The organism is Endozoicomonas sp. SESOKO4, assembly GCF_024606275.1.
The window spans coordinates 1-5,600 of the sequence record NZ_JAHHPS010000147.1; the positions used below are offsets into that span (position 1 = coordinate 1).

Sequence of the window (5,600 nt, forward strand, 5' to 3'; positions counted from 1 at the left end):
GACGGCGTAGATAAGTCTACATAATTACAGATTATGTTAGATTTTTAGTAGCGGCTATGACATGACCAGAAAGAAATTTATCATAGGCAGCTGCACCATTGATCTGATGGAACCTTTGTTGACCGAATGCGCTTAATCATTGCTGAAAAACCCAGCCTGGGCAGAGCCATAGCCGATGTATTGCCCCGGCCGCATAAACGACAAGATGGCTACATAGAGACGGCATCCGGTGATGTCGTGACCTGGTGTATTGGCCACCTGCTGGAGCAGGCTGAGCCTGAACATTATGATCCCGCCTACAAGCAATGGCGTTTTGAACATTTACCCATTGTTCCCCAACAGTGGCAACTGCAACCGCGAAAAAACACTCGCGCCCAGTTATCGGTGATTCGCAAGCTGTTGAAGACAGCGGATGTCATCGTTCATGCCGGAGACCCGGACAGGGAAGGGCAGTTGTTGGTAGATGAAGTACTGGATTACCTCAAGCTTTCACCAACCCGCAGGAAAAGCGTTCGTCGTCTGCTAGTGAATGACTTGAATGGCTCAGCGGTCAAGAAAGCCTTCGACCGAATGCAGAGCAATTCGGACTATGTTCCACTCTCGGTTTCTGCCCTGGCTCGCTCCCGTGCCGACTGGCTCTATGGTATCAATTTAACCCGTGCTTATACCGTTCTTGGCAAGAAAGCAGGTTATGGGGGGTTGCTTTCTGTGGGTCGGGTACAGACACCGGTGCTGGGTCTGGTGGTGCGAAGAGACGAAGACATTGCTCAATTCCAACCGAAACCTTATTTCGAGGTCTTTGCCCTGCTGGTGACTGATCGGGGTGAGTGCTTCAAGGCCAAGTGGCAACCCAGTGAAGCCTGTCAGCCCTGGATGGATGACGAGGGTCGTGTGCTGGATCGTCGGCTGGCGGAAAATGTTGTCAGCAGGATACAGGGCAAGCAGGGAACAGTCAGTAAGCTGGAGAATAAACCCGCTAAGGAGTCTCCACCTTTACCCTATTCACTTTCCGTTCTTCAGATTGATGCTGCCAAACAGCTAAGGATGAGTGCCAAGGAGGTGCTGGATGTCTGTCAAAAGCTTTATGAGCAGAAACTGGTGACCTATCCCCGTTCGGATTGCCGTTATCTGCCCGTGGAGCATTTCAGGGAGGCACCGGAAGTGCTGGCAGCGATCCGAAGTAATGATGAAAAACTGGCCAGCGCTGTTGACGGTGCATTACCCGATCGCAAAAGCAAAGCCTGGAATGACAAGAAGGTCGGCGCACACCACGGGATTATCCCCACCACCCGAAGAGCCGATCTCTACAAAATGGGTGACCGGGAGCGTAACCTATATCGCCTGATTGCCAGACAGTATGTGGCTCAGTTTTATCCGGATCACCGATTTTTAGCCCGAAAAGTCAGTGTCACCCTGGAAGGCGGGTTATTCATGGCCAGCAGCAGGGAAGTGCAGGAAGAAGGCTGGACAGCCATTTTTCCCCGCAAGCCATCATCAACTACAGATAAACAATCCGATAAATTCGAGGGTCAAAGGTTACCGGAATTGCAGCAAGGACAGACACTGCTGTGCAAGGAAGCAGAGTTGGCAGAGAAACAAACCCAACCACCCAGGCCATTTACCGATGCCACCCTGCTATCAGCCATGACCGGAATTGCCCGCTATGTGAAGGATACCGAGATCAGGAAGGTGCTGAAGGAGACCGATGGTTTGGGTACCGAGGCTACCCGGGCAGGGATTATTGAACTATTGTTCAATCGGAAATATCTTGCCCGCCAGGGCAAAAACATTCATGCCACTGAAACCGGGAAAGCATTGATCAAAGCGCTGCCGGAACCTGTCAGTCGTCCAGACATGACCGCTCGTTGGGAAGCGTCACTGAATCAGATCGTGGAGAAAAAAGGTTCTTACCAGACCTTTATGAATCAGCTTGAACAGCAACTGCTGCAGTTGTTGCAGGAAGCCGGGCAGTCAGGAACGATCAATGTGCAGGGGCTGCCTCCGGTATCGCCCAACCGGTTCAAGAAGAAAACCCGCCGTAGAAAAACTACCCGTCGAGCTTCCTGACAGGAAAAGATGTCTGATAAGTGAACGAATCTACAGGTTTAATCCAGCCAGGCAGCTTGCTCCTCCAAGAGTCTTCAGTTTCTGGCAAGGGCTGTGTTAGAGTGTTTCACGATTCCACGAGACCTGATACGTTAAGCCTTCTCCGCCGACGTTTCTGGCGTGGGTGACTATGACTTCGAACAGGATAATCTCCTCATGTACAAAGCTTCTCTGGCCATTCTGGTTGGGCTGGGTATGACCGGACTGGTATCCGCATCGGATAATTACTCCTTCACCTGTCACCGTGGCAAACAGGAACGCAAGATAAGCGTCGTTTATCTGCAACGTGAGTCCAGTGTGCCCTGCGAGGTTCGCTACACCAAAGGCAGTCGGGAAGAGACGCTCTGGAACGCCAGTTACACTGCGGGCTATTGCGAAGATCAGGCCTCGGAATTTGTGAAAAAACAGGAAGGCTGGGGCTGGAGCTGCACTACAGATCAGTCACAAACCGATGAAAGTCTGCCAGAAGACACCGAAGCCAAAGCCGCAGAGTCTGATTGAAAACCGACTGCTTTGCCGACCCGGATTGAGAACATAACTGTATTCGGGCTGGCAGCGCGGATCTGACTCATTGAAAAAATTTTGATGGCAGTTGAACTCCCTGGATCGATCAGGATCAAAAGAATAAAGAAGATCTGATACAGGAGTACTTTTTATGCCACCTAACCGCTTTGTCCATGGGCAAACACTTCCTATTCTGCTGGCCCTACTGCTCTCTATGCAGACGGCTCATTCATTTTCTTCGGAAAATTGTCAGACAGGTCCATGCAGTCGCCCTTCAAACTACCTGCTGCCTTTGACTGCCCTGACTGCGGCTGTGATTACCTATTATGCATGGCTTGAGAGACTGGGCATTCCAGTAGCCGGGGATGATGAATCCTGCAATATCCAGCCCTTTGAACTCTGGAAGCCGAAACTAGACAGTGAATTCTGTCAGTCTCTGATTTCCAGCAAAAACGGCACCGAAGCATTGAAGTTATTAAAAAAAACGGGAGTAATGCAGCCTGGGACAATGGCCTGCAACGACTGGCAAGCTCATCTGGCAGACTATTTCAACTGGCGTTGGCCAGGCAACAGCGCCAGCCAGTGGCAACAAATTCCTGTGCATCATGGGAAGTATCAGCAGGTGGTTGACACCATGGATGAAGCTGGCCTCATGGGCATTATAAGCACTCTGTATGGTTCTCCTTCGGTGCATTCGTTGAACACGATATGGATCGACGGCCAGCAGTATATTCTCAAAGGCTATGTTAACAGTGGCTTTATTATTGCCCCTATGTTGAAAGTGGCTGAATGCTATTTTGTGCCGGAAGAAGAGCCGTTGGCTCTGGGTTTCGATGAGTGGAGTGGATTGGTCGCGGGGCGTATGCACTCTTTGTTCAAAGCAGTGAAGGGGCGTTCTCTGGCAGACTGGGTCGCTGAGTCCCGTGAACCCTCAGGCGAGGTTGACATCAATGCCTTGTTCTCCGGGTTTGGGAAAGTTCTGGCGCAGTTTCACCTGCGTCACAGAGATTTGAAACTCAATGGACTCTACACCCTTTCCAGAGCGGTTCATCAAGACCTGAATTTCAAAAATATTTTTTATGATGAAGAGTCCGGTTTCTCGCTGATTGATACCATAGGGCTTTCTGACTCAGTTCTGGAATCAAAAGAAGTGTTCCTCGATCTGAAGCGGTTGTTCGGAGAAATGGACAAAAGCAGGATATCAAGGGACGCGTTTATCAGGGCCTATGTTGATCAGTGGCCAGAAGACGCTCGGGAGAATCTTTTGTTGGACATAAAATATATTCACACCCGGATCCGGTAATGATCGCCCCGGACCGGGGCTATCTCCGTCTGCTTCCGATCAGGGTCACAGACTAAACAAGACCGATTCAGGAACACTTCATGCCATTAAGTCCCTTTAGCGGTGATGACTAGAGTCAATCAACACTCTATTTCGATTCAGACAGCACGTTTGCTTATTACTGGTTTTTGGTTTTTCCTGGAAGAAGGTCAGTTGGAGTAGTGGGTATGTGTAAACTTTTAGGCGAGCCCGACCTACTGTGGCTACACTCAGCTCTGACTGAAAAAAAATGGAAATTTGAGTGCAAATTAAAACAGTTTTCTTTTATATAATCGGGACACTCTTAATCTCTTTGGCAGCCAGTGGATTTGGTGATGACCATCCTCAAGGACATCTGCTCATCGTCACAAATGGGACACCTGACCAAGAGGCGTATCTGATACCAGGTTTTGTCTTCTTTGTGCCTGAAGACTCTCTGGCCTTGTTTGAAGACATACTGGTTGTGGCCAATGCTGCCTATATTGGCAGGGTGCCAATAGGCGAAGGTTCATTCAGCTGCTATCTACTGAAACGTGACGATATTGACACTCCCTCAACGGAACAAAGAAACTTCTTGTGTATCAGCCCTGAACTGCAAGTAGATAGAACTGACAGTGGCGAGGGCGATCTGGCTACAAATAATGTTTCTGAGGAAGCGGAGAAAAATGGCACGAGCTTTGTGTTGCCAGAATGGCCCGCATTAATACATGAACCTGACTTGCGATTATCGGGAAGAGGCTTTCCATTTGACCCACCGCCACCTCCCTCTATGCCGGGCATTCCTGCCAAGGGATTTTTTACTATGCCCGACTGGCAGTTTGACTACCTGTCAGCTCTGGCCCGGATCAGCCAGTGGCTGAAACAATGGCTTTATAATGGATATCCCACTACTTCCAGTGAATCTTCCAGTGAATCAAGACAATTCGTCAGCGCCACAGATTTATCTGCGGCTTTGGAAGGGATTACAAAGAAGAAGGCACACAATAAATCGTTATTCAGCCAAATGCCGCCAGATGCCTCAGAACTGCTTGCTCAACTTACAGGGAAAGGTTTGTCCGGCTATCCGCAAGTACATCAGTCAGAAACAGTTATGTTGTATCCCGCATTTATATTACCAAAGTCTGCTTCGAACAGCCTTGAAGAAGCGCAGGAGGTTGAATATGTTGGAGGAGCTTGCAGCGTATGTCTGACTGATTTTGTGGAATCTGACGATGTGGTGAAAACGTCATGTTCTCATTTGTTTCATATAGACTGCCTGAAAGTGTGGTTAACGACAGAACTTGATGGGCGAATGGTTAATACCTGCCCGGAATGTCGGCATGATCTGGTAGCATTACGTGGCTTTCTAATCCATAAGGAAATCACTATCAACCAAGAGAGGCGTGATAGCTCTGATCGTATCGCACTGCAAGAGCTTGCTCAAATTGTAACGGAAGTGCAGGCAGGGAGAGGAACCTGGCCCGAAGATGACGACCATATCTATGCAAGGTTGACTAGTGCAAGACGCAGCAATAATCCGGCCATTGCTGAGCAGGCAAAGGCACTTAGGCCATTGGTTAATTTGTGCTCGGTGCAGCACCTGGTGTCACAAGTGCAGGCAGGGAGAGGAACCTGGCCCGAAGATGACAACTATATCTATGCAAGGTTGCTTAGTGCAGACATCAGCAAT

Annotated in this window: 4 protein-coding genes; all 4 read left to right on the forward strand. The window is 49.3% G+C overall.

All coding sequences use genetic code 11. The annotated features are described in order from the left end of the window. The first annotated feature begins 126 nt into the window (after positions 1 to 126). Positions 127 to 2,067 (forward strand): DNA topoisomerase III, encoded by a 1,941-nt coding sequence (locus KDK16_RS02815; RefSeq protein ID WP_257253216.1) that lies wholly within the window; start codon positions 127 to 129, stop codon positions 2,065 to 2,067. Between the two features lie 195 nt (positions 2,068 to 2,262). Then, complete coding sequence (locus KDK16_RS02820) at positions 2,263 to 2,607, forward strand: hypothetical protein (RefSeq protein ID WP_257253217.1); 345 nt, start codon at positions 2,263 to 2,265, stop codon at positions 2,605 to 2,607. A 154-nt stretch (positions 2,608 to 2,761) separates the two neighbouring features. Continuing rightward, positions 2,762 to 3,913 (forward strand): lipopolysaccharide kinase InaA family protein, encoded by a 1,152-nt coding sequence (locus KDK16_RS02825; RefSeq protein ID WP_257253219.1) that lies wholly within the window; start codon positions 2,762 to 2,764, stop codon positions 3,911 to 3,913. 280 nt (positions 3,914 to 4,193) lie between these two features. Next, on the forward strand, positions 4,194 to 5,600 hold a 1,407-nt coding region (locus KDK16_RS13470), incomplete at its 3' end, for an RING finger domain-containing protein (protein WP_257274579.1).

What these genes read in the sequence shown, in the direction of transcription:
- KDK16_RS02815 (WP_257253216.1), top strand. Translation starts at nt 127, where the DNA reads ATGCGCTTAATCATTGCTGAAAAACCCAGCCTGGGCAGAGCCATAGCC.
- KDK16_RS02820 (WP_257253217.1), top strand. Translation starts at nt 2,263, where the DNA reads ATGTACAAAGCTTCTCTGGCCATTCTGGTTGGGCTGGGTATGACCGGA.
- KDK16_RS02825 (WP_257253219.1), top strand. Translation starts at nt 2,762, where the DNA reads ATGCCACCTAACCGCTTTGTCCATGGGCAAACACTTCCTATTCTGCTG.